Source organism: Pseudomonas sp. TH37 (assembly GCF_016650735.1).
GTDB classification, from domain to species: domain Bacteria; phylum Pseudomonadota; class Gammaproteobacteria; order Pseudomonadales; family Pseudomonadaceae; genus Aquipseudomonas; species Aquipseudomonas farris.
Window position 1 is genome coordinate 412,105 of the sequence record NZ_JAEKFD010000004.1, and the last position, 22,709, is coordinate 434,813.

A 22,709-nucleotide genomic window follows, 5' to 3' on the forward strand; every position below is an offset into this window, starting at 1 on the left:
GCCTGCAATACCGCTTTGTAGTCAGTAACGCGTAATACGCCGGTCAGTTGGCAACGGACCGGCGGATTTTTTCATGTATGATACGCGCCCCATTTCGTTGCCCGACTGTCCGAGAACACCCCATGCAGCTCTCTTCGCTCACTGCGGTTTCCCCTGTTGACGGCCGCTACGCCGGCAAAACCCAGGCCCTTCGCCCAATTTTCAGCGAATACGGTCTGATCCGTGCTCGCGTTCTGGTTGAAGTGCGTTGGCTCCAGCGCCTGGCCGCTCACCCTGCCATCAGCGAAGTGCCGGCGTTCTCCGCCGAAGCCAACGCTGTGTTGAACACCCTGGCGGAAAACTTCTCTCTGGAGCACGCCGAGCGTGTCAAAGAGATCGAGCGCACCACCAACCACGACGTCAAAGCCATTGAGTACCTGCTCAAAGAGCAAGCGGCCAAGCTGCCAGAACTGGCTGCCGTCAGCGAATTCATCCACTTTGCCTGCACCAGCGAGGACATCAACAACCTGTCCCACGCCTTGATGCTGCGCGAAGGCCGTGATGATGTGATGCTGCCGCTGATGCGCCAGACTAGCGACGCCATCCGCGAGCTGGCCATCCGTTTCGCTGACGTGCCGATGCTGTCGCGTACCCACGGTCAACCGGCCTCGCCGACCACCCTGGGCAAAGAGCTGGCGAACGTGGTTTACCGTCTGCAGCGTCAGATCGCTCAAGTCGCCGCCGTTCCGCTGCTGGGCAAAATCAACGGCGCTGTCGGCAACTACAACGCTCACCTGTCGGCCTACCCTGAGATCGACTGGGAAGCCAACGCCCGCGCCTTCATCGAAGACGAGCTGGGCCTGGGCTTCAACCCGTACACCACGCAGATCGAACCGCACGACTACATCGCCGAGCTGTTCGACGCGATCGCGCGCTTCAACACCATCCTGATCGACTTCGACCGCGACATCTGGGGCTACATCTCCCTGGGTTATTTCAAACAGCGCACCATCGCTGGCGAAATCGGTTCGTCGACCATGCCGCACAAGGTCAACCCGATCGACTTCGAAAACTCCGAAGGCAACCTGGGTATCGCCAACGCACTGTTCCAGCACCTGGCGAGCAAGCTGCCGATCTCCCGCTGGCAGCGTGACCTGACCGACTCAACCGTACTGCGCAACCTCGGTGTCGGCTTCGCCCACAGCGTGATCGCGTACGAAGCCAGCCTCAAAGGCATCAGCAAACTGGAGCTCAACGCTCAGAAAATCGCTGCTGACCTGGACGCGTGCTGGGAAGTATTGGCCGAGCCAATCCAGACAGTGATGCGTCGCTACAACATCGAAAACCCGTACGAAAAACTGAAAGAGTTGACCCGTGGCAAGGGCATCAGCCCTGAAGCACTGCAAACTTTCATCGACGGCCTGGACATGCCAGCCGCCGCCAAGGCCGAGCTGAAATTGCTCACCCCGGCGAACTACATCGGTAACGCTGTAGAGCAAGCCAAACGCATCTGATCGACCGCTTTACCCGTTTGAGACGCCCGGCAGCGCCGGGCGTTTTTATTCCCGTCTGAAAAGTGCTTTTTTTCAATAGGTTACACATGAATCCTGACATTCCTCTTCAACTTCTGGGCGGCATCACGGCGCGCGAATTCCTGCGTGACTACTGGCAGAAAAAACCCCTGCTGATCCGTCAGGCGATCCCTGATTTCGAAAGCCCGATCGATCCCGACGAACTGGCCGGACTGGCGCTGGAAGAAGAAGTTGAATCGCGCCTGGTGATCGAGCACGGCGAGCGCCCATGGGAATTGCGCCGCGGCCCGTTCGCTGAAGACGAGTTCAGCAAACTGCCGGAGACCGAGTGGACCCTGCTGGTTCAAGCAGTCGACCAGTTCGTGCCAGAAGTCGGCGAACTGCTGGAGAACTTCCGCTTCCTGCCGAGCTGGCGCGTCGACGACGTGATGATCAGCTTCGCTGCTCCGGGTGGCAGCGTCGGCCCGCACTTCGATAACTACGATGTGTTCCTGCTGCAAGGTCACGGCAAGCGCAACTGGAAAATCGGCCAGATGTGCGATTCCGAGAGCAAGCTGCTGCCCCACGCAGACCTGCGCATCCTCGCCGACTTCGAAGCCACCGAAGAGTGGGTTCTGGAACCGGGCGACATGCTCTACCTGCCGCCGCGCCTGGCCCATTGCGGCGTGGCTGTCGATGACTGCATGACCTATTCGGTTGGTTTCCGCGCCCCGAGCGCCTCTGAAGTGCTGACTCACTTCACCGACTTCCTCAGCCAGTTCCTGACTGACGAAGAGCGCTACACCGACGCCGACGCTCTGCCGGCAGTCGATCCACACCAGATTCAGCACGACGCCCTTGATCGCCTGAAAGCTTTGCTGGCTGAGCACATGAGCGACGAGCGCCTGCTGCTGACCTGGTTCGGCCAGTTCATGACCGAGCCGCGCTACCCGGAGCTGGTGGCTGGTCCGGAAGAGATCGAAGAAGAAGACCTGCTCGCCAGCCTCGAGCAAGGCGCGATCCTGATCCGCAACCCGAGCGCGCGCATGGCCTGGTCTGAAGTCGATGACGATCTTCTGCTGTTCGCCAGCGGCCAGAGCCGTTACCTGCCGGGCAAACTGCGCGAGCTGCTGAAAATGATCTGCGCCGCCGACGCCCTGCATACCGACAACCTTGGTGAGTGGCTGAACGACGAAGACGGTCGCGGTCTGCTGTGCGAGCTGGTCAAGCAAGGCAGCCTGGGGTTTGCTGATGAATAAAATTCACGTACGTGTCGCAGACTGGCAAAAGGACAACGCTGAGATCCGGCGCATTCGTGAGACGGTGTTCATCGCCGAGCAATCCGTTCCGCCTGAGCTGGAATGGGATGCTGATGACGCAACGGCAGTCCACTTTCTGGCCTTTGAAGGCGACTTCCCGATCGGCACCGCTCGACTGCTGCCCGATGGTCACATCGGCCGGGTGTCGGTACTGAAGGACTGGCGCGGCTTGAAAGTCGGCGATGCGCTGATGCAAGCGGTGATCGGTGAAGCCGAGGAACGCGGGTTGAAGCAGCAGATGCTGAGCGCGCAAGTGCAGGCCACGGCGTTCTATGAGCGCTTGGGTTTCAGCATGGTCAGTGAGGAATTCCTGGAAGCCGGGATTCCGCATGTGGACATGGTGCGGCACTCCGCCTGAGACCTGTGGCGAGGGAGCTTGCTCCCGCTGGGTCGCGAAGCGGCCCCAAATTTTCAGGGCCGCTGCGCAGCCCAACGGGAGCAAGCTCCCTCGCCACAAATGCACATCAGGAACACCACAAAACGCCCCGCCATCCTCGGATGCCGGGGCGTTTTGCTGTCTACGATTCAACTTGCCCCACCGCGGGCCGACAAACTGGCAATATCAAGACTTTAAAGGCCGGAGATAACGGATATGTCCCTACGCACCCTGCTCACCACGCTGCTGCTGACCTGCAGTTTTTCGGTCATGGCCGCCACCGAGATCGTGCCCCTGAACTATCGCACCAGCGCCGACCTGCTACCGGTGGCGCAGAATTTCATCGGCAAGGACGGCCAGGTCAGCGCCTATGGCAATCGGCTGATTGTCAACGCAGAACAGCGCAAGATCGACGAACTTAAGGCCTTGATCGGCCAGCTCGATGTGGCCGCCAAGCGCTTGCTGATCACCGTCGACACCAACGAGAACAACTTCCAGGGTGATCAGGGTTACTCGGTGAACGGTGCCAAGCCGAGCCAGACTCGCATCATCAACCGCAGCACCGACAGCCGCGACGGCGGTATCCAGCAGGTTCAGGCCAGCGAAGGCACACCGGCGCTGATCCAGGTCGGCCAGAGCGTGCCGCTCACCAGCACCCAGACCGACAGCTATGGCGACCTGCGCAGCCAGACCGAATACCGCAATGTCACCCAAGGTTTCTACGTCACCGCGAGCGTCACCGGCGACATCGTTCATCTGGCAATCAGTACCAACCGTGACCGGATGAGCCAGGAACGTCCCGATGTAGTGAACGTGCAAAGTACCGACACAACTGTCAGCGGTCGACTGGGCGAGTGGATCACCCTGGCCGGCGTAAATCGCCAGACTCAGGCCGACAAACAGGGTCTTACCCGCAGCTACTCGACTCAGGGCCGGGATGACATGACTCTGCGGGTGAAAGTCGATACGTTGGACTAAAGCACCAAAAACTGACTGATTAGTCGTATTAGACCAAAGATGTAGTGCTTGAAAAAAAGCACTACAAAACGTTTGACGAGCCAAAAAAGCAAAGGCATGATGGCCTCGCTCCCGCTAATCAGAGGCCCTGGCAAGGGCTTTCGAGTCGCTGTTCGCACCTACCCCGCGAGCCGATTCGTGTCTGTACCGCCCACAAGGTGTGTTTGACGAGGTTGCCGACTGGAACGAAGTTGTCCCGAGGGACGGAAGCGTAATAGGTAGCCCGGCTCCACACTGAAGTTCGCACCAAGGCCCACGACGCCCGAATGCGCTCGCCAGTTTCGCCCTTACCTGCTCACTTCCCCTCGAGCCCATCGTTCATCCCGTCGCCATCCCCGCCGAACCCGACTTGACCGCCTAAGCTTCTGGTCAGCGAGCAGCCTTTTACGCCCCTTTGAAATGCGTATTTGGCACGCAGGAATTGTCCACCCAGAACCACTTTCGATTAAAGACGCGACGAGGTTTATCCCCATGGCACTGACACGCGAACAGCAAATTGCAGCCCTCGAAAAAGATTGGGCTGAAAACCCGCGCTGGAAAGGCGTGACACGCAATTACTCCGCTGCTGACGTCGTCCGCCTGCGTGGCTCGGTTCAACCTGAGCACACCTTTGCAAAAATGGGCGCCGACAAGCTTTGGAACCTGGTAACCCAGGGTGCCAAGCCGTCCTTCCGTCCTGAGAAAGATTTCGTCAACTGCATGGGCGCCCTGACCGGCGGCCAGGCTGTGCAACAAGTCAAAGCCGGTATCCAGGCGATCTACCTGTCGGGCTGGCAAGTGGCTGCGGACAACAACTCCGCCGAATCGATGTACCCGGATCAGTCGCTGTACCCGGTGGATTCGGTTCCGACCGTGGTCAAGCGCATCAACAACTCGTTCCGTCGCGCTGACCAGATCCAGTGGAAAGCCGGCAAGAACCCGGGCGACGAAGGTTACATCGACTACTTCGCTCCGATCGTGGCTGACGCTGAAGCCGGTTTCGGTGGCGTACTGAACGCCTACGAGCTGATGAAGAGCATGATCGAAGCAGGCGCCGCCGGCGTTCACTTCGAAGACCAACTGGCTTCCGTGAAAAAATGCGGCCACATGGGCGGCAAGGTACTGGTTCCTACCCAGGAAGCAGTGCAGAAGCTGACCGCTGCTCGTCTGGCAGCTGACGTAGCCGGTACACCGACCATCATCCTGGCCCGTACCGACGCTAACGCAGCCGACTTGTTGACTTCCGATTGCGATCCGTACGACCAGCCATTCGTGACTGGCGAACGTACCCAGGAAGGCTTCTACAAAGTGCGCGCCGGTCTCGACCAGGCCATCGCTCGCGGCCTGGCCTATGCACCGTTCGCCGACCTGATCTGGTGCGAAACCGCCAAGCCGGATCTGGACGAGGCTCGTCGCTTCGCTGAAGCGATCAAAAAGGAATACCCGGACCAACTGCTGTCGTACAACTGCTCGCCTTCCTTCAACTGGAAGAAAAACCTGGACGATGCGACCATCGCCAAGTTCCAGCGCGAACTGTCCGCCATGGGTTACAAGCACCAGTTCATCACCCTGGCCGGCATTCACAACATGTGGCACAGCATGTTCAACCTGGCGCACGACTACGCCCGCAACGACATGACTGCCTACGTGAAGCTGCAAGAGCAAGAGTTCGCTGACGCTGCCAAGGGTTACACCTTCGTGGCTCACCAGCAGGAAGTGGGTACCGGCTACTTCGACGACATGACCACCGTGATTCAAGGTGGTACGTCCTCGGTGACTGCGCTGACCGGTTCGACCGAAGAAGAACAGTTCCACTGATCTGCTTCGCTTAAGCAAACGGCCCTTGCGGACCGAATAAAAAGCTAACCGCAAAGCCGCTCATCTGACGCCCCGACTGGTTCGGGGCGTTTTTTTGCCTGCGATTTTTCGATCACTGCAAAACCCTGTGGGAGCCGGGCTTGCCCGCGATGGCGACCTGTCAGTCAACATCTGCCGTGTCTGACACACTGCCATCGCGGGCAAGCCCGGCTCCCACAGGGAACGTGTTAACCCACAGAATTTTGCGAAACACATTGATCCAGAGCAGTTTCACGGCCCGGAAAATAAGGTAAAACGACCGAGCTCGCTACTTGCAGTAACACGCATATAAGACAACTTCCCAGCCACTCACCCGTTAAACAGTTTGAAAACTGCGTCAAATAATATTGATTATCATTTAGCGGCAAGTATGTTCGTTACATTCCCTACAAAACATATTTGACAAAACCCCCGCTAATGCCCGAGCGGCATGGGCTACAGGGCTTTGGAGGCACGCTATGTCCTTATTCTTGTAAATAATTTCGCTATCTGAATTTTACTTGCTCGGTGTTTAGCCATAAAATCACCGCGATTGATTGCTGCGACATATCGTCACTGCTTTGTTTCTTTTCAAGCTCAGAGACCTTTGCTCTCTGTTAAGGATTACCAGCATGCCCGAAGCGACCGGACTCATGGCCCACAACTGGGGCTTTGCCATTTTCCTTCTGGGTGTCGGCGGCCTTTGCGCCTTCATGCTCGGCGTATCCAGCCTCCTCGGGTCAAAAGCCTGGGGCCGCAGCAAAAACGAACCGTTCGAGTCCGGCATGCTACCTACCGGTGGCGCCCGCTTGCGGCTCTCAGCCAAATTCTATCTGGTCGCGATGCTCTTCGTGATCTTCGATATCGAAGCCCTTTTTCTCTTTGCCTGGTCTGTGTCCGTCCGCGAAAGCGGCTGGACCGGATTCGTCGAAGCTCTCGTTTTCATAGCAATTCTGTTGGCAGGTCTTGTCTACCTATTCCGAGTGGGCGCCCTTGACTGGGCTCCGGAAGCTCGTCGTAAGCGGCAAGCGAAGCTGAAACAATGAGGCTTTGGCAATGCAATACAATCTCACCAGGATCGACCCCGATGCTCCTAACGAGCAGTATCCGATTGGCAAACGGGAAACCGTTTCCGATCCGTTAGAAGATCAAGTCCACAAAAACATTTTCATGGGCAAGCTCGAAGACGTGCTCAACGGCACGATCAACTGGGGGCGCAAGAACTCCCTGTGGCCGTATAACTTCGGTCTTTCGTGCTGCTACGTGGAAATGACCACCGCCTTCACGGCGCCCCACGACATCGCGCGCTTTGGCGCCGAGGTTATCCGGGCATCGCCGCGTCAGGCGGATTTCATGGTTATCGCCGGTACCTGCTTCATCAAGATGGCGCCGATCATTCAGCGTCTCTACGAGCAAATGCTCGAGCCTAAATGGGTCATCTCCATGGGTTCGTGCGCCAACTCCGGTGGCATGTACGACATCTACTCCGTCGTTCAAGGGGTGGACAAGTTCCTGCCCGTGGACGTCTACGTGCCTGGCTGCCCACCCCGCCCTGAAGCTTTTCTGCAAGGCTTGATGCTGTTGCAGGAGTCGATTGGACAGGAGCGTCGTCCGCTTTCCTGGGTCGTTGGTGATCAAGGCGTGTACCGCGCCGAGATGCCTTCCGAGAAGGAAAAGCGCCGCGAACAGCGAATCGCAGTCACCAACCTGCGCAGCCCCGACGAAGTCTGATCCAGATCTACTTCTTTAATAGAACGAGAAACTGGCTTCATTCTTTACGTTGACCGAAAGCGATAAATAACCATGACTACAGGCAGTGCTCTGTACATCCCGCCTTATAAGGCAGACGACCAGGATGTGGTCGTCGAACTGAACAATCGTTTTGGCCCGGAGGCGTTCACCGCCCAGCCGACCCGCACCGGCATGCCGGTGCTTTGGGTTGCCCGCGCCAAACTCGTCGAAGTCCTGACCTTCCTGCGCAACCTGCCCAAGCCGTACGTCATGCTCTATGACCTGCACGGCGTGGACGAGCGTCTGCGCACCAAGCGTCAAGGGCTGCCAAGCGGCGCCGACTTCACTGTGTTCTATCACTTGATGTCGATCGAACGTAATAGTGACGTAATGATCAAGGTCGCCTTGTCCGAGAGCGACCTCAGCGTGCCGACCGTTACCGGTCTCTGGCCGAACGCCAACTGGTACGAGCGTGAAGTGTGGGACATGTACGGCATCAACTTTGCCGGTCACCCGCACCTGACCCGCATCATGATGCCGCCGACCTGGGAAGGTCACCCGCTGCGCAAGGACTTCCCGGCCCGCGCCACCGAGTTCGACCCGTTCAGCCTGACCCTGGCCAAGCAACAGCTTGAGGAAGAAGCCGCGCGCTTCAAGCCTGAAGATTGGGGCATGAAGCGTTCCGGGCCGAACGAGGACTACATGTTCCTCAACCTGGGCCCGAACCACCCTTCGGCGCACGGTGCATTCCGTATCATTTTGCAGCTGGACGGTGAAGAGATCGTCGACTGCGTGCCGGACGTCGGTTACCACCACCGTGGTGCCGAGAAGATGGCCGAGCGTCAGTCCTGGCACAGCTTCATTCCGTACACCGACCGTATCGACTACCTCGGCGGCGTGATGAACAACCTGCCGTACGTGCTCTCGGTCGAGAAGCTGGCCGGCATCAAGGTGCCCGAGAAGGTCGACGTCATCCGCATCATGATGGCCGAGTTCTTCCGGATCACCAGCCACCTGCTGTTCCTGGGGACTTACATCCAGGACGTCGGCGCCATGACCCCGGTGTTCTTCACCTTCACCGACCGCCAGAAGGCGTACACGGTGATCGAAGCCATCACCGGTTTCCGTCTGCACCCGGCCTGGTACCGCATCGGTGGCGTCGCTCACGACCTGCCGCGCGGCTGGGAAAAACTGGTCAAGGATTTCGTCGAGTGGATGCCAAAGCGTCTGGACGAATACCAGAAAGCCGCACTGGACAACAGCATCCTGCGTGGCCGGACCATCGGCGTCGCCGCCTACAACACCAAAGAAGCCCTGGAATGGGGCGTCACCGGTGCCGGCCTGCGTTCGACCGGTTGCGATTTCGACCTGCGTAAGGCTCGCCCTTACTCCGGCTACGAAAACTTCGAATTCGAAATCCCGCTGGCGGCCAATGGCGATGCCTACGACCGTTGCATCGTTCGCGTCGAAGAAATGCGCCAGAGCCTCAAGATCATCGAGCAGTGCATGCGCAACATGCCGGAAGGCCCGTACAAGGCGGATCACCCGCTGACCACGCCGCCACCAAAAGAGCGCACGCTGCAACACATCGAGACCCTGATCACGCACTTCCTGCAAGTTTCGTGGGGCCCGGTCATGCCGGCCAACGAATCCTTCCAGATGATCGAAGCGACCAAGGGCATCAACAGTTATTACCTGACGAGCGATGGCGGCACCATGAGCTACCGCACCCGGATTCGTACTCCAAGCTTCCCGCACCTGCAGCAGATCCCTTCGGTGATCAAAGGCAGCATGGTCGCGGACTTGATCGCGTACCTGGGTAGTATCGATTTCGTTATGGCCGACGTGGACCGCTAAGCATGAACAGCCCGCTTATCCAGACAGACCGTTTCGCCCTGAGCGAAACCGAGCGCTCGGCCATCGAGCATGAGCTGCATCACTACGAAGACCCGCGCGCGGCGTCGATCGAAGCCCTGAAGATCGTCCAGAAGGAACGTGGCTGGGTGCCTGACGGCGCGCTCTACGCCATCGGCGAGATCCTCGGCATCCCGGCCAGCGACGTTGAAGGGGTGGCGACGTTCTATAGCCAGATCTTCCGTCAGCCCGTGGGTCGTCACATCATTCGCGTCTGCGACAGCATGGTCTGCTACATCGGCGGCCACGAGTCGGTGGTCAGCGAAATCCAGAGCAAGCTGGGCATCGGCCTGGGTCAGACCACCGCCGACGGTCGTTTCACCCTGCTGCCAGTCTGCTGCCTCGGCAACTGTGACAAGGCGCCGGCGCTGATGATCGACGACGACACGTTCGGTGATGTGCAGCCTGCCGGCGTTGCCAAATTGCTCGAGGGCTACGTATGACCCTGACTTCCTTCGGTCCAGCCAACCGCATCAAGCGTTCGGCCGAGACTCACCCGCTCACCTGGCGTCTGCGTGACGACGGCGAAGCCGTATGGCTCGACGAATACCAGGCCAAGAACGGTTACGCCGCTGCGCGCAAAGCCTTCGCCGACATGGCCCAGGACGACATCGTCCAGACCGTGAAAGACTCCGGCCTCAAGGGCCGCGGCGGTGCAGGCTTCCCCACGGGCGTGAAGTGGGGCCTGATGCCCAAGGACGAATCCATCAACATCCGCTACCTGCTGTGCAACGCGGATGAGATGGAGCCGAACACCTGGAAAGACCGCATGCTGATGGAGCAACTGCCCCATCTGCTGATCGAAGGCATGCTGATCAGTGCTCGCGCGCTGAAAACCTACCGTGGCTACATCTTCCTGCGTGGCGAATACACCACCGCCGCCAAGCACCTGAACCGTGCCGTGGAAGAAGCCAAGGCAGCGGGCCTTTTGGGTAAAAACATCCTGGGCAGCGGCTTCGATTTCGAGCTGTTCGTCCACACCGGTGCCGGGCGTTACATCTGCGGTGAAGAAACCGCACTGATCAACTCCCTCGAAGGCCGCCGCGCCAACCCGCGCTCCAAGCCGCCCTTCCCTGCCGCCGTGGGCGTGTGGGGCAAGCCGACTTGCGTGAACAACGTTGAAACCCTGTGCAACGTACCGGCGATCATTGCCGACGGCGTGGACTGGTACAAATCGTTGGCCCGCGAAGGCAGTGAAGACATGGGCACCAAGCTCATGGGTTTCTCCGGCAAGGTCAAGAACCCTGGCCTGTGGGAATTGCCGTTCGGCGTCACCGGTCGCGAGTTGTTCGAAGACTACGCCGGCGGCATGCGCGACGGTTACAAGCTCAAGTGCTGGCAGCCAGGCGGCGCCGGTACCGGTTTCCTGTTGCCGGAACACCTGGACGCACAAATGTACGCCGGCGGCATCGCCAAAGTGGGCACCCGTATGGGTACCGGCCTGGCCATGGCGGTGGACGACAGCGTCAACATGGTTTCCCTGTTGCGCAACATGGAAGAGTTCTTCTCCCGCGAATCCTGCGGCTTCTGCACCCCGTGCCGTGACGGTTTGCCGTGGAGCGTCAAGCTGCTGCGCGCGATCGAGAACGGTGAAGGGCAAGCCGGCGATATCGAGACCCTGCTGGGTCTGGTCGGTTTCCTCGGCCCGGGCAAGACCTTCTGTGCACACGCACCGGGTGCCGTGGAGCCGTTGGGCAGCGCCATCAAATACTTCCGCCATGAGTTCGAAGCCGGCATCGCGCCTACCAGCGCCGTCGTCCCGCCTCTGGCAAAGCCGATCGTAGTCGGCGCGTAAACGCTTAAAAAGGCGAAGGGTCCGTGCCCTTCGTCTTCTCGTGTGATGACGCCGTAAACGGCTGTGTTGATCCACGCGAATAACAAGATTCCATTAGCCACGCCCGCTGACACCGGGCCAACGAAGAACTTTGAACCATGGCCACTATCCACGTAGACGGCAAAGAGCTCGAAGTCGATGGGGCAGACAACCTGTTACAGGCGTGTCTGTCGCTAGGCCTCGATATCCCTTATTTCTGCTGGCACCCAGCCCTTGGCAGCGTTGGCGCTTGCCGCCAGTGCGCGGTCAAGCAGTACACCGACGAGAACGACAAGCGTGGTCGGATCGTCATGTCCTGCATGACCCCCGCCACCGACGGCAGCTGGATTTCCATCGACGACGAAGAAGCGAAAGTGTTTCGCGCCAGCGTCGTTGAATGGCTGATGACCAACCACCCTCACGACTGCCCGGTCTGTGAGGAGGGCGGTCACTGCCACCTGCAAGACATGACGGTGATGACCGGCCACAACGAGCGCCGCTATCGCTTCACCAAGCGTACTCACCAGAACCAGCAACTGGGGCCGTTCATTTCCCACGAAATGAACCGCTGCATCGCTTGCTATCGCTGCGTGCGCTTCTATAAAGACTACGCCGGCGGCACCGACCTCGGTGTGTTCGGTGCTCACGACAACGTGTACTTCGGTCGCGTTGAAGACGGCACCCTCGAAAGCGAGTTCTCCGGCAACCTCACCGAGGTCTGCCCGACCGGTGTGTTCACCGACAAGACTCACTCCGAGCGCTACAACCGTAAGTGGGACATGCAGTTCTCGCCGAGCATCTGCCATGGCTGCTCCAGCGGTTGCAACATTTCCCCGGGCGAGCGTTACGGCGAACTGCGTCGCATCGAAAACCGTTTCAACGGTTCGGTGAACCAGTACTTCCTGTGCGACCGTGGCCGTTTCGGCTATGGCTACGTCAACCGCGAAGACCGCCCGCGTCAGCCACTGCTGGCCAACGGCGCCAAGCTGAGCCTCGACGAAGCGCTGGATAACGCCGCTGACCTGCTGCGCGGTCGCAACATCGTCGGTATCGGTTCGCCACGCGCCAGCCTCGAAAGCAACTACGCGTTGCTTGAACTGGTTGGCGCCGAGCACTTCTACTCCGGCATCGAAGCCGCTGAACTTGAGCGCATTCGTCTGGTTGTACAGGTGCTCAAAGACAGCCCGCTGCCGATCCCGAACATGCGCGACATCGAAGATCACGATGCGATTTTCGTCCTCGGCGAAGACCTGACCCAGACTGCTGCGCGCATGGCTCTGGCCCTGCGTCAATCGGTCAAGGGCAAGGCCGAAGACATGGCCGACGCCATGCGCGTTCAGCCATGGCTCGATGCCGCGGTGAAGAACATCGGTCAGAACGCGCTGAACCCGCTGTTCATCGCCAGCCTGGCTGAAACCAAACTCGACGACGTGGCTGAAGAATGCGTCCACGCAGCTCCTGACGACCTGGCCCGCATCGGTTTCGCCGTGGCTCACGCCCTCGATGCCAGCGCGCCGGCCGTTGAAGGCCTGGACGCTGAAGCCCTCGAACTGGCTCAGCGCATCGCCAACGCCCTGCTCGCTGCCAAGCGTCCATTGATCATTGCCGGTACCTCGCTGGGTTCCAAGGCGCTGATCGAAGCCGCGGCGAACATCGCCAAGGCTCTGAAGCTGCGCGAGAAGAACGGTTCCATCAGCCTGATCGTGCCAGAGGCCAACAGCCTTGGCCTGGCCATGCTCGGTGGTGACTCGGTCGATGCAGCCCTGCAAGCGGTGATCGACGGCAAGGCCGACGCCATCGTCGTGCTGGAAAACGATCTGTACACCCGTACCGACAAAGCCAAGGTCGATGCTGCCCTGAACGCCGCAAAAGTGGTGATCGTGGCGGACCATCAGAAGACCGCCACCAGCGATCGCGCGCACCTGGTTCTGCCAGCCGCCAGCTTCGCTGAAGGCGACGGTACGCTGGTCAGCCAGGAAGGCCGCGCCCAGCGTTTCTTCCAGGTCTTCGACCCGACTTACCTCGACGCGAGCATTCTGGTTCGCGAAGGCTGGCGCTGGCTGCATGCCCTGCGTTCGACCCTGCTGAACCAGCCGATCGACTGGACCCAACTGGACCACGTCACCGCTGCCGTTGCCGCGAGCAAACCGCAACTGGCGCGCATCGTCGATGCCGCACCGTCCGCTGCGTTCCGTATCAAAGGCCTGAAACTGGCTCGCGAACCGCTGCGTTACAGCGGCCGGACCGCCATGCGCGCCGACATCAGTGTGCATGAACCGCGTACTTCCCAGGACAACGACACCGCGTTCTCGTTCTCCATGGAAGGTTACTCGGGCTCGGTCGAACCGCGTCAGCAAGTACCATTCGCCTGGTCTCCGGGCTGGAACTCGCCGCAAGCCTGGAACAAGTTCCAGGACGAAGTCGGTGGTCACATCCGCGCTGGCGACCCGGGCACTCGCCTGATCGAAAGCACCGGTGATTCGCTGAACTGGTTCGCCAGTGTTCCGCGCGCGTTCAACCCGGCTCCGGGCACCTGGCAGGTCGTGCCGTTCTTCCACCTGTTCGGCAGCGAAGAGAACTCTTCCAAAGCCGCGCCGGTTCAAGAACGCATTCCAGCTGCATACCTGTCGCTGGCCAAGTCCGAAGCCGATCGCCTGGGCGTCAATGACGGTGCCCTGCTGAGTCTGAACGTGGCCGGCCAGACCCTGCGTCTGCCGCTGCGCATCAACGAAGAGCTGGGTGCCGGTCTGGTCGCATTGCCGGCCGGTATCGCTGGCATTCCGCCCGCGATCTTTGGCAAATCCGTTGACGGTCTGCAGGAGGCAGCGCTATGACCTTGTTCACTCCTGAAGTGATCGACGTAATCATCGCGGTCCTCAAGGCCATCGTGATTCTGCTCGCCGTGGTGGTGTGCGGCGCGCTGCTGAGCTGGGTCGAGCGTCGTCTGCTCGCCCTCTGGCAGGACCGTTACGGTCCGAACCGCGTCGGCCCGTTCGGCGCGTTCCAGATTGCGGCCGACATGATCAAGATGTTCTTCAAGGAAGACTGGACCCCGCCGTTCGCCGACAAAGTGATCTTCACGTTGGCACCGGTCGTGGCCATGAGCGCCTTGCTGATTGCCTTCGCGATCATCCCGATCACCCCGACCTGGGGCGTGGCGGACATCAACATCGGCATCCTGTTCTTCTTCGCCATGGCGGGTCTGTCGGTCTACGCGGTGCTGTTCGCCGGCTGGTCGAGTAACAACAAGTTCGCCCTGTTGGGCAGCTTGCGGGCCTCGGCACAAACCGTGTCGTACGAAGTGTTCATGGGCCTGTCGCTGATGGGCATCGTGATCCAGGTTGGCTCGTTCAACATGCGCGACATCGTTGAATACCAGGCGCAGAACCTGTGGTTCGTCATTCCGCAGATCTTCGGTTTCCTGACCTTCTTCATCGCTGGCGTCGCCGTGACTCACCGTCACCCGTTCGACCAGCCGGAAGCGGAACAGGAACTGGCCGACGGTTACCACATTGAATATGCCGGCATGAAATGGGGCATGTTCTTCGTCGGTGAATATATCGGCATCGTGCTGATTTCGGCGCTGCTGGTGACGTTGTTCTTCGGTGGCTGGCACGGTCCGTTCGGCATTCTGCCGCAGATCCCGTTCATCTGGTTTGCACTGAAAACCGCGTTCTTCATCATGTTCTTCATCCTGCTGCGCGCCTCGATTCCGCGCCCACGGTATGACCAAGTGATGGATTTCAGCTGGAAGTTCTGCCTGCCGCTGACCCTCGTCAACATGCTGGTGACCGCTGCGGTCGTGTTGCTCAACACGCCCGCCGTCGCGGCTCAGTGAGGATAGAGAATCATGAAGTACATTTTTGACATCGTGCATGGCTTCTTCACCCAGCTTCGCAGCCTGGTGATGATCTTCGGCCACGCCTTCCGCAAGCGCGACACGCTGCAGTACCCGGAAGAAGCCGTGTACCTGCCGCCGCGCTTCCGTGGACGTATCGTGCTGACCCGCGACCCCGACGGCGAAGAGCGTTGTGTAGCCTGCAACCTGTGCGCCGTGGCGTGCCCGGTCGGTTGCATCTCGCTGCAGAAAGCTGAAACCGACGACGGTCGCTGGTACCCGGAGTTTTTCCGTATCAACTTCTCGCGCTGCATTTTCTGCGGCCTCTGCGAGGAAGCCTGCCCGACCACCGCGATCCAGCTGACACCGGATTTCGAGATGGCCGAGTTCAAACGTCAGGACCTGGTGTACGAGAAAGAAGATCTGTTGATCTCCGGCCCCGGCAAAAACCCTGATTACAACTTCTATCGTGTTGCAGGTATGGCGATTGCCGGTAAGCCAAAAGGCTCCGCGCAGAATGAAGCCGAACCGATCAACGTGAAGAGCTTGCTGCCTTAAGGAAGAAAGATGGAATTCGCTTTCTATTTCGCATCGGGTATCGCTGTTGTGTCCACGCTTCGCGTGATCACCAACACCAACCCCGTGCACGCCCTGCTCTACCTGATCATTTCGCTGATCGCCGTGGCCATGACGTTCTTCGCCCTCGGCGCACCGTTTGCCGGTGTACTGGAAGTGATCGCCTACGCCGGCGCCATCATGGTGCTGTTCGTGTTCGTGGTGATGATGCTGAACCTGGGCCCCGCCTCGGTTCAGCAAGAGCGCGTCTGGCTCAAGCCCGGCATCTGGCTCGGCCCGGTCGCCCTCGGCACCCTGCTGCTGGTTGAACTGCTGTACGTGTTGTTCAGCGATGCCAGCGGTCAGGCCATCGGCCACACCACCGTAGACGCGAAGGCCGTGGGCATCAGCCTGTTCGGTCCTTACCTGCTGGTGGTCGAACTCGCCTCGATGCTGCTGCTCGCCGCAGCCGTCACGGCGTTCCACTTGGGCCGCAACGAAGCCAAGGAGCAATGACGATGCCTGCTATCCCTATGGAGCATGGTCTGGCGGTTGCCGGCATCCTGTTCTGCCTCGGTCTGGTCGGCCTGATGGTCCGGCGCAACATTCTTTTCGTGCTGATGAGCCTGGAGGTCATGATGAATGCCTCCGCGTTGGCGTTCATCGTTGCCGGTAGCCGTTGGGCGCAGCCGGATGGACAGATCATGTTCATTCTGGTGATCAGCCTGGCAGCCGCCGAGGCCAGTATTGGCCTGGCGATTCTGTTGCAGCTGTATCGCCGCTTCCACACTCTCGATATCGACGCTGCCAGCGAGATGCGCGGATGAACCTTCTCTATCTGACTTTCGTATTCCCTCTCATAGGTTTCCTGCTGCTGGCGTTCTCACGCGGTCGCTGGTCGGAAAACCTTTCGGCGCTGATCGGCGTCGGCTCCATTGGCCTGTCGGCAATCGTCACTGCTTACATAATCTGGCAGTTCAACGTTGCACCACCTGAAGGCGGTCACTACACCCACGTGTTGTGGCAGTGGATGGCGGTAGAAGGCTTCACGCCTAACTTCGCGCTGTACCTGGATGGTCTGTCCCTGACCATGCTCGGTGTGGTGGTCGGCGTCGGCTTCCTGATCCACCTGTTCGCGTCCTGGTACATGCGCGGTGAAGCCGGTTACTCGCGCTTCTTCGCCTACACCAACCTGTTTATCGCCAGCATGCTGTTCCTGGTCCTGGCCGATAACCTGCTGTTCGTGTACTTCGGCTGGGAAGGCGTGGGCCTGTGCTCGTACCTGTTGATCGGTTTCTACTACAGCAACCGCAACAACGGTAACGCGGCACTCAAAGCTTTCATCGTGACCCGCGTCGGCGACGTGTTCATGGCCATCGGCCTGTTCATCCTGTTCCAACAGTTGGGCACGCTGAACATTCAGGAACTGCTGGTCAAGGCGCCTGAGCACTTCAAGGCCGGCGACTTCTGGATCGTTCTGGCGACCCTGATGCTGCTGGGCGGCGCTGTCGGTAAATCCGCGCAACTGCCGCTGCAAACCTGGCTGGCGGATGCGATGGCTGGCCCTACTCCGGTTTCGGCACTGATTCACGCCGCGACCATGGTGACCGCCGGTGTCTACCTGATCGCCCGTACCCACGGTCTGTTCGCCCTGGCGCCGGATATCCTGCACCTGGTGGGTGTTGTCGGTGGCGTGACGCTGGTGCTGGCAGGTTTTGCCGCACTGGTTCAGACCGACATCAAACGTATCCTCGCCTACTCGACCATGAGCCAGATCGGCTACATGTTCCTGGCCCTGGGCGTAGGTGCGTGGGACGGCGCGATCTTCCACCTGATGACCCACGCCTTCTTCAAGGCGCTGTTGTTCCTTGCGTCCGGTGCGGTGATCGTTGCCTGCCACCACGAGCAGAACATCTTCAAGATGGGCGGCCTGTGGAAGAAACTGCCATTGGCCTACGCCAGCTTCATCGTCGGCGGCGCGGCCCTGGCGGCCTTGCCTCTGGTGACCGCGGGCTTCTACTCCAAGGATGAAATCCTCTGGGAAGCGTTCGCCAGCGGTAACCAGGGTCTGCTTTATGCAGGTCTGGTTGGCGCCTTCATGACCTCGCTGTACACCTTCCGCCTGATCTTCATCGCGTTCCACGGTGAAGCGAAGACCGAAGCGCATGCCGGTCACGGTATCGCTCACTGGCTGCCACTGTCGGTGCTGATCGTACTGTCGACGTTCGTCGGCGCGATGATCGTTCCGCCGCTGCACGGTGTACTGCCGGAAAGCGTCGGCCATGCCGGCGGCGAAGCCAAGCACAGTCTGGAAATCGCCTCGGGCGCCATCGCCCTGGCCGGTATCCTGCTGGCTGCGCTGCTGTTCCTCGGCAAGCGTCGCTTCGTCACCGCCGTCGCCAACAGCGGCGTCGGCCGCTTCCTTTCGGCCTGGTGGTTCGCTGCCTGGGGCTTCGACTGGATCTACGACAAACTGTTCGTCAAGCCTTACCTTGCGATCAGCCATGTACTGCGCAAAGACCCGCTCGACCAGACCATCGGTCTGATCCCGCGTATGGCCAAAGGCGGTCACACCGCCCTGAGCCGCACCGAGACCGGTCAATTGCGTTGGTATGCCGCCTCGATGGCTGCTGGTGCCGTGCTGGTAATCGGCGCCGTCGTGCTGGTAGCGGTCTGATATGAACCTTGCGAACTTGCGAAAGGAAACGAGCCCGTCATGATTCTGCCTTGGCTAATCCTGATCCCCTTCATCGGCGGCCTGCTGTGCTGGATGGGTGAGCGCTTCGGCGCTACCCTCCCCCGCTGGATTGCGCTGATCACCATGTCCCTGCTGCTCTCCCTCGGCCTCTGGCTGTGGGCCAACGGTGACTATTCATTTGCTCCGGCGCCTGGCGCCGATCCGACCTGGGCGCTTGAGTTCAAGCACGTCTGGATCCAGCGCTTCGGCATCAACGTGCACCTGGCCCTCGACGGCCTGTCGCTGTTGATGATCATGCTGACCGGTCTGCTGGGTGTCCTCTCGGTACTCTGCTCGTGGAAAGAGATCCAGCGTCACGTGGGCTTCTTCCACCTGAACCTGATGTGGATCCTGGGCGGTGTCGTCGGCGTGTTCCTCGCCCTCGACCTGTTCATGTTCTTCTTCTTCTGGGAAATGATGCTGGTGCCGATGTACTTCCTCATCGCGCTCTGGGGTCACAGTTCTTCGGACGGCAAGAAAACCCGGATCTACGCGGCGACCAAGTTCTTCATCTTCACTCAGGCTTCCGGCCTGATCATGTTGGTGGCGATCCTGGGTCTGGTACTGGTCAACTTCAACGACACCGGCGTGATTACCTTCAACTACGCCGACCTGTTGAAGACCAAGATGTCGATGACCACCGAGTACATCCTGATGCTCGGCTTCTTCATCGCCTTCGCGGTCAAGCTGCCAGTAGTGCCGTTCCACTCCTGGTTGCCTGACGCTCACGCCCAGGCACCGACCGCGGGTTCCGTGGACCTGGCCGGTATCTTGTTGAAGACTGCTGCGTATGGCCTGCTGCGTTTCGCCCTGCCACTGTTCCCGAATGCCTCGGCCGAGTTCGCGCCGTTCGCGATGACCCTGGGTCTGATCGGGATTTTCTACGGTGCGTTCCTGGCCTTTGCGCAAACCGACATCAAGCGTCTGATCGCCTTCTCGTCCGTTTCCCACATGGGCTTCGTGCTGATCGGCATCTACTCCGGCAGCCAACTGGCGCTGCAGGGCGCAGTGATGCAGATGCTGGCGCACGGTCTGTCGGCCGCGGCACTCTTTATCCTCTCCGGTCAGCTGTACGAGCGTACCCACACCCGCGATATGCGTGAGATGGGTGGCCTGTGGTCGAAGATTGCCTACCTGCCGGCTCTCAGCCTGTTCTTCGCCGCCGCGTCCCTGGGCTTGCCGGCGACTGGTAACTTTGTCGGAGAGTTCCTGATCCTGATCGGCACCTTCGCCAGCGCCCCATGGATCACTGTGATTGCGACGTCCGGCCTGGTGTTCGGTTCGGTCTACTCGCTGATCATGGTCCACCGTGCCTTCTTCGGCCCGTCGAAATCGGACGCGGTGTTGCATGGCATGGACGGTCGCGAACTGATCATGGTGGTTGGACTTGCGGCGCTGCTGATCTACATCGGCGTGTACCCGCAGCCGTTCCTCGATACCTCTGCCGCGACGATGCATGGCGTGCAGCAGTGGCTCGGCACCGCCTTCACTCAACTCGCTTCGGCCCGGTAAGAGCGCTATGGAATTCACGACTCAACACTTTATCGCGCTTGCGCCGTTGTTGATCACCAGCGCCACGATCATCGTGGTGATGCTGGCTATCGCATGGCGCCGCAACCACTCACAGACCTTCCTGCTGTCGGTGACAGGTCTGAACCTGGCTCTGCTGTCGATCCTGCCAGCCCTGAAAGTCGCGCCGCTGGCCGTGACGCCACTGCTGCAGATCGACACCTTCGCTTGCTTGTACATGGCGCTGATCCTGGTCGCCACCCTCGCTTGTGTCACCCTCGCCCACGCCTACCTCGGCGATGGCGGTTCGGGTTACCCGGGCAACCGTGAAGAACTTTACCTGCTGATCCTGATGGCCGCCGCCGGTGGCCTGGTACTGGTCAGCGCGCAGCACCTGGCCGGCTTGTTCGTCGGTCTGGAACTGCTCTCGGTACCGGTTTACGGTCTGGTGGCTTATGCCTTCTTCAACAAGCGCTCGCTGGAAGCCGGTATCAAGTACATGGTGCTGTCGGCTGCCGGTTCCGCGTTCCTGTTGTTCGGTATGGCCCTGCTCTACGCCGACGCTGGCAGCCTGAGCTTCAACGGCATCGGTCAGGCCCTGGCGGCCACCGGTCTGCCAAGCTCTCTGGCTCAATTGGGCCTGGGCATGATGCTGATCGGCCTGGCGTTCAAGTTGTCGCTGGTACCGTTCCACCTCTGGACCCCGGACGTTTACGAAGGTGCTCCGGCACCGGTGGCAGCGTTCCTGGCCACCGCGTCGAAAGTCGCGGTGTTCGCGGTGATGGTGCGTCTGTTCCAGATCTCGCCAGCGGCGAGCAGCGGTGTGCTGAGCGACGTGCTGACCATCATCGCCATCGCGTCGATCCTGTTCGGTAACCTGCTGGCACTGACCCAGAGCAACCTCAAGCGTCTGCTGGGTTACTCGTCCATCGCCCACTTCGGCTACCTGCTGATCGCCCTGGTGGCGAGCAAAGGCCTGGCCGTGGAAGCCATCGGCGTGTACCTGGTCACCTACGTGATCACCAGCCTCGGCGCGTTCGGTGTGATCACCCTGATGTCCTCGCCGTACAACGGCCGTGACGCGGATGCCCTGTATGAATACCGCGGCCTGTTCTGGCGCCGTCCGTACCTGACCGCCGTCCTGACCGTGATGATGCTGTCCCTGGCCGGTATCCCGCTGACCGCGGGCTTCATCGGCAAGTTCTACATCATCGCCACCGGTGTCGAATCGCACCAATGGTGGTTGGTTGGCTCCCTGGTACTGGGCAGCGCCATCGGCGTCTTCTACTACCTGCGCGTGATGGTCACCCTGTACCTGATGGAACCGAACCTGCGTCGCCACGATGCTCAACTGCACTGGGAACAACGTGCAGGCGGCGTGATGCTGCTGGCGATTGCCGTACTGGCATTCTTCCTCGGCCTGTATCCACAGCCGCTGCTGAACCTGGTTCAGCAATCGGGGTTGGCGGGTTGATCGCTTAAGCGATACTCGGTAACAAACAAAAACGGCACCTTCGGGTGCCGTTTTTGCGTTTTGGGGACAAGATCAAAAGATCGCAGCCTTCGGCGACTCCTACAGGGTATTGCGTACGCTTTTGAACCTTATCGCCCCTCTCCTCCCCAATATCCAGAATCGCCTCGCGGGTGAATCAGCCGCGTCCTACATCCCGATCCTGCCTTCGACTTTAACGTAATGACTTGACCGAATTGGGCAGGAACAGAAGCCTTGACCTATTCGATTCTTGCGATAGAAATATACGCAGGTAACGTACAGAACATGGACGCTCTTTTTATCGAATTACCCGTATTTCAAAAGCATCGAAGTGACTACCTGGATGATGATCTGTTTCACCGATTCCAACAGGAGCTGCTGCAAAACCCGGAAGCGGGAGATGTCGTCGAAGGCACCGGAGGTCTGCGCAAAATTCGAGTGGTGGATGAGCGGCGAAACAAGGGCAAGCGCGGTGGGCTGAGGGTGATTTATTACTGGTGGTCCGGTTTCGACCAATTCTGGCTCTTTACCTTGTATGGCAAGAACGAGCAGGACGATCTGACGCCACAACAGAAAAAACTGCTTAAAGAAATGCTTTATCGAGAAATCAAAGCGAGAACGAGCGATGAAACGTGACATTTTTTCCGAGCTGGTAGAGGGGTTTGAAGCCTTGGCCGATGAGCGCCAAGGTAAAGTCACTCTACGCACGCACAAAGTAAAACTGGCCAAACTGGCTCCGATTACGGCAGAGGAAGTGGTTGGCATCCGCCAGCAACTGAATCTCTCCCGGCCGGTGTTTGCGATGTACTTGCGCACCAACACCCGGACGCTGGAGAACTGGGAGCAAGGACGGGCGAAACCTAATGCTCAGGCGACAACGCTGATCCGGCTGGTTGAGCGCTTTCCGGAGACGGTTCAACAACTGGCGGCGCTAACCTGAATCCACTGTTGTGTCCGATGACGCCATCGCGGGCAAGCCCGCTCCCACAGGTTTCGCGCCAGTAGCTGATTTTATGACCATCCCTTATCCACTGTGGGAGCGGGCTTGCTCGCGAAGGCGGCCCATCAGGCACAAAGCAAAACGGCACCTTACGGTGCCGTTG

Annotated in this window: 20 protein-coding genes; all 20 read left to right on the top strand. The window is 59.7% G+C overall.

The window, feature by feature from the left end; translation table 11 throughout:
• Nucleotides 1-122: 122 nt before the first annotated feature.
• The 20 genes from purB (at nt 123) to JFU11_RS14075 (ending at nt 22,546) form a co-directional block, all read left to right on the top strand.
• Nucleotides 123-1,493 (top strand): adenylosuccinate lyase, encoded by a 1,371-nt coding sequence (gene purB / locus JFU11_RS13980; protein WP_201060925.1) that lies wholly within the window; start codon nt 123-125, stop codon nt 1,491-1,493.
• 86 nt (nt 1,494-1,579) lie between these two features.
• Nucleotides 1,580-2,749, top strand: coding sequence for a cupin domain-containing protein (locus JFU11_RS13985; protein ID WP_201060926.1), 1,170 nt, complete (start codon nt 1,580-1,582; stop codon nt 2,747-2,749).
• Entirely contained in the window at nt 2,742-3,167 is a 426-nt protein-coding gene (locus tag JFU11_RS13990) for a GNAT family N-acetyltransferase (RefSeq protein ID WP_007905044.1), read from the top strand. Before JFU11_RS13985 ends, JFU11_RS13990 begins: the two co-directional genes overlap by 8 nt.
• Nucleotides 3,168-3,401: 234 nt before the next feature.
• Entirely contained in the window at nt 3,402-4,163 is a 762-nt protein-coding gene (locus JFU11_RS13995) for a secretin N-terminal domain-containing protein (protein ID WP_201060927.1), read from the top strand.
• 510 nt (nt 4,164-4,673) lie between these two features.
• Nucleotides 4,674-5,999: an isocitrate lyase gene (gene aceA, locus JFU11_RS14000; protein WP_007905048.1), complete on the top strand. Its 1,326-nt coding sequence runs from the start codon at nt 4,674-4,676 to the stop codon at nt 5,997-5,999.
• A 650-nt stretch (nt 6,000-6,649) separates the two neighbouring features.
• Nucleotides 6,650-7,063: an NADH-quinone oxidoreductase subunit A gene (locus JFU11_RS14005; RefSeq protein WP_007905050.1), complete on the top strand. Its 414-nt coding sequence runs from the start codon at nt 6,650-6,652 to the stop codon at nt 7,061-7,063.
• Between the two features lie 10 nt (nt 7,064-7,073).
• Nucleotides 7,074-7,748: an NADH-quinone oxidoreductase subunit B gene (locus JFU11_RS14010; protein ID WP_123722023.1), complete on the top strand. Its 675-nt coding sequence runs from the start codon at nt 7,074-7,076 to the stop codon at nt 7,746-7,748.
• 72 nt (nt 7,749-7,820) lie between these two features.
• A complete protein-coding gene (gene nuoC / locus JFU11_RS14015) occupies nt 7,821-9,605 on the top strand; it encodes an NADH-quinone oxidoreductase subunit C/D (RefSeq protein ID WP_123722022.1) in 1,785 nt (594 codons plus the stop codon).
• A gap of 2 nt (nt 9,606-9,607) precedes the next feature.
• Complete coding sequence (nuoE, locus tag JFU11_RS14020; RefSeq protein ID WP_007940871.1) at nt 9,608-10,105, top strand: NADH-quinone oxidoreductase subunit NuoE; 498 nt, start codon at nt 9,608-9,610, stop codon at nt 10,103-10,105.
• Nucleotides 10,102-11,457 (top strand): NADH-quinone oxidoreductase subunit NuoF, encoded by a 1,356-nt coding sequence (nuoF, locus tag JFU11_RS14025; RefSeq protein WP_008014896.1) that lies wholly within the window; start codon nt 10,102-10,104, stop codon nt 11,455-11,457. The genes nuoE and nuoF overlap by 4 nt, the downstream gene beginning before the upstream one ends.
• Before the next feature lie 137 nt (nt 11,458-11,594).
• Nucleotides 11,595-14,309 (top strand): NADH-quinone oxidoreductase subunit NuoG, encoded by a 2,715-nt coding sequence (gene nuoG, locus JFU11_RS14030; protein WP_201060928.1) that lies wholly within the window; start codon nt 11,595-11,597, stop codon nt 14,307-14,309.
• Complete coding sequence (nuoH, locus tag JFU11_RS14035) at nt 14,306-15,313, top strand: NADH-quinone oxidoreductase subunit NuoH (RefSeq protein ID WP_007905066.1); 1,008 nt, start codon at nt 14,306-14,308, stop codon at nt 15,311-15,313. Before nuoG ends, nuoH begins: the two co-directional genes overlap by 4 nt.
• A gap of 9 nt (nt 15,314-15,322) precedes the next feature.
• Nucleotides 15,323-15,871, top strand: a complete 549-nt coding sequence (gene nuoI, locus JFU11_RS14040) for an NADH-quinone oxidoreductase subunit NuoI (protein WP_038982507.1) — start codon at nt 15,323-15,325, stop codon at nt 15,869-15,871.
• 9 nt (nt 15,872-15,880) lie between these two features.
• The gene (gene nuoJ, locus JFU11_RS14045) at nt 15,881-16,384 is read left to right on the top strand and encodes an NADH-quinone oxidoreductase subunit J (RefSeq protein WP_007905076.1); all 504 of its coding nucleotides are present in this window, start codon (nt 15,881-15,883) and stop codon (nt 16,382-16,384) included.
• 2 nt (nt 16,385-16,386) lie between these two features.
• Nucleotides 16,387-16,695 (top strand): NADH-quinone oxidoreductase subunit NuoK, encoded by a 309-nt coding sequence (gene nuoK, locus JFU11_RS14050; protein WP_007946416.1) that lies wholly within the window; start codon nt 16,387-16,389, stop codon nt 16,693-16,695.
• Entirely contained in the window at nt 16,692-18,545 is a 1,854-nt protein-coding gene (gene nuoL / locus JFU11_RS14055; RefSeq protein ID WP_123722020.1) for an NADH-quinone oxidoreductase subunit L, read from the top strand. Before nuoK ends, nuoL begins: the two co-directional genes overlap by 4 nt.
• 39 nt (nt 18,546-18,584) lie before the next feature.
• Entirely contained in the window at nt 18,585-20,117 is a 1,533-nt protein-coding gene (nuoM, locus tag JFU11_RS14060; RefSeq protein WP_123722019.1) for an NADH-quinone oxidoreductase subunit M, read from the top strand.
• A gap of 7 nt (nt 20,118-20,124) precedes the next feature.
• The gene (nuoN, locus tag JFU11_RS14065) at nt 20,125-21,588 is read left to right on the top strand and encodes an NADH-quinone oxidoreductase subunit NuoN (protein ID WP_201060929.1); all 1,464 of its coding nucleotides are present in this window, start codon (nt 20,125-20,127) and stop codon (nt 21,586-21,588) included.
• A 303-nt stretch (nt 21,589-21,891) separates the two neighbouring features.
• Nucleotides 21,892-22,242 carry a toxin gene (locus JFU11_RS14070; protein ID WP_052967031.1) on the top strand — a complete coding sequence of 117 codons (351 nt, stop codon included), beginning with the start codon at nt 21,892-21,894 and terminating at the stop codon, nt 22,240-22,242.
• The gene (locus JFU11_RS14075) at nt 22,232-22,546 is read left to right on the top strand and encodes an XRE family transcriptional regulator (protein ID WP_030130910.1); all 315 of its coding nucleotides are present in this window, start codon (nt 22,232-22,234) and stop codon (nt 22,544-22,546) included. Before JFU11_RS14070 ends, JFU11_RS14075 begins: the two co-directional genes overlap by 11 nt.
• Nucleotides 22,547-22,709 lie beyond the last annotated feature (163 nt).

Bases quoted from the DNA above. Each gene is read 5' to 3' on its own strand.
- purB (WP_201060925.1), top strand. From the start codon at position 123: ATGCAGCTCTCTTCGCTCACTGCGGTTTCCCCTGTTGACGGCCGCTAC.
- JFU11_RS13985 (WP_201060926.1), top strand. From the start codon at position 1,580: ATGAATCCTGACATTCCTCTTCAACTTCTGGGCGGCATCACGGCGCGC.
- JFU11_RS13990 (WP_007905044.1), top strand. From the start codon at position 2,742: ATGAATAAAATTCACGTACGTGTCGCAGACTGGCAAAAGGACAACGCT.
- JFU11_RS13995 (WP_201060927.1), top strand. From the start codon at position 3,402: ATGTCCCTACGCACCCTGCTCACCACGCTGCTGCTGACCTGCAGTTTT.
- aceA (WP_007905048.1), top strand. From the start codon at position 4,674: ATGGCACTGACACGCGAACAGCAAATTGCAGCCCTCGAAAAAGATTGG.
- JFU11_RS14005 (WP_007905050.1), top strand. From the start codon at position 6,650: ATGCCCGAAGCGACCGGACTCATGGCCCACAACTGGGGCTTTGCCATT.
- JFU11_RS14010 (WP_123722023.1), top strand. From the start codon at position 7,074: ATGCAATACAATCTCACCAGGATCGACCCCGATGCTCCTAACGAGCAG.
- nuoC (WP_123722022.1), top strand. From the start codon at position 7,821: ATGACTACAGGCAGTGCTCTGTACATCCCGCCTTATAAGGCAGACGAC.
- nuoE (WP_007940871.1), top strand. From the start codon at position 9,608: ATGAACAGCCCGCTTATCCAGACAGACCGTTTCGCCCTGAGCGAAACC.
- nuoF (WP_008014896.1), top strand. From the start codon at position 10,102: ATGACCCTGACTTCCTTCGGTCCAGCCAACCGCATCAAGCGTTCGGCC.
- nuoG (WP_201060928.1), top strand. From the start codon at position 11,595: ATGGCCACTATCCACGTAGACGGCAAAGAGCTCGAAGTCGATGGGGCA.
- nuoH (WP_007905066.1), top strand. From the start codon at position 14,306: ATGACCTTGTTCACTCCTGAAGTGATCGACGTAATCATCGCGGTCCTC.
- nuoJ (WP_007905076.1), top strand. From the start codon at position 15,881: ATGGAATTCGCTTTCTATTTCGCATCGGGTATCGCTGTTGTGTCCACG.
- nuoK (WP_007946416.1), top strand. From the start codon at position 16,387: ATGCCTGCTATCCCTATGGAGCATGGTCTGGCGGTTGCCGGCATCCTG.
- nuoL (WP_123722020.1), top strand. From the start codon at position 16,692: ATGAACCTTCTCTATCTGACTTTCGTATTCCCTCTCATAGGTTTCCTG.
- nuoM (WP_123722019.1), top strand. From the start codon at position 18,585: ATGATTCTGCCTTGGCTAATCCTGATCCCCTTCATCGGCGGCCTGCTG.
- nuoN (WP_201060929.1), top strand. From the start codon at position 20,125: ATGGAATTCACGACTCAACACTTTATCGCGCTTGCGCCGTTGTTGATC.
- JFU11_RS14070 (WP_052967031.1), top strand. From the start codon at position 21,892: ATGGACGCTCTTTTTATCGAATTACCCGTATTTCAAAAGCATCGAAGT.
- JFU11_RS14075 (WP_030130910.1), top strand. From the start codon at position 22,232: ATGAAACGTGACATTTTTTCCGAGCTGGTAGAGGGGTTTGAAGCCTTG.